We start from the raw sequence: 1,084 nt of genomic DNA on the forward strand, positions 1-1,084 counted from the left end.
GACGGTTGGATTCGAAGCCGGCACATTGACGCAGTACCTGACGTATGGGCTGCAGCAGGCAGGATTCGACGTGGTCTGCCTGGAAGCCCGTCAGGTCAATGCAGCATTGAGCGCGATGCGCAATAAAACGGATCGTAACGACGCCAGAGGCATTGCAAGGATCCTGCGCACTGGCTGGTATAGCCGCGTCCATGTGAAGAGTATCGAGAGTCACCATATCCGCGCACTGCTCTCAAGCCGCAAGGCCGTTCTGAACAAATGTGTCGATCTCGAGAACGAACTGCGCGGCTTGCTCAAGGTCTTCGGAATCAGGCTCGCGATAAAAGTCCCGCACGGTGCGTATGACAGTGTGGTGCGCCCACTTATAGAGGCTGATGCATTGCTTGTCAGGGCCCTTCTTCCGCTGCTTGAAGCGCGTCAGGTGCTCTACCGAACTTTCCTCAAGCTTGATAACGAAGTCAAGGCCATTGTCAGGACCGATCCGGTCTGCCAGCGGCTCATGACCGTACCCGGTGTCGGCGTCATTACTGCGCTGACCTTCAAGGCGGCAGTTGATGACCCGAGCCGCTTCAAGTCTTCACGAACAGTTGCGGCCCATTTCGGGTTGACGCCACGGCGCTACCAGTCAGGCGAAATGGACAATCCGGGGCGAATCTCGAAGGCTGGTGACCCTGATGTGCGCTGCGCGCTCTACACCGCCGCGCATGCGCTGGTCTCCCGAAGCGCCTCCTGGTGCACGCTCAAGGCGTGGGGCAAGCGACTGGAAAAGAGTCGTGGGCATCGCCGGGCCGTTGTCGCCGTCGCCCGCAAACTTGCCGTTATTCTGCACAGGATGTGGATCGACGGATCTGACTTCCGCTGGGGCTCAATGGAGGCGACGGCATGATGCAAACCGCTTACCAACATTGATCCCACTGGGAGCGTCCGAAGCGTGGACGATGGTCTGGAAGAAGCCGCAACTGACTGCTGCGCCCCGAGCGCGCCCAAAAGCGAGGCTCTCCATGCCTGTCCGACCAATGCGTGCAGCGTGCCGTGATTGATGAGCCGACTGCGGAAAGAAGCGTGACCCGCGCAAACGACGTTT

Annotated in this window: 1 protein-coding gene; it reads left to right on the plus strand. The window is 59.4% G+C overall.

Features of this window, described 5'->3' with window-relative positions; genetic code table 11:
* Positions 1 to 886, plus strand: an 886-nt coding sequence (locus F759_RS0135630; protein ID WP_027803930.1) for an IS110 family RNA-guided transposase, incomplete at its 5' end; no start/stop codon positions are given.
* Positions 887 to 1,084: the final 198 nt, after the last annotated feature.

The organism is Paraburkholderia dilworthii (assembly GCF_000472525.1).
GTDB lineage: Bacteria > Pseudomonadota > Gammaproteobacteria > Burkholderiales > Burkholderiaceae > Paraburkholderia > Paraburkholderia dilworthii.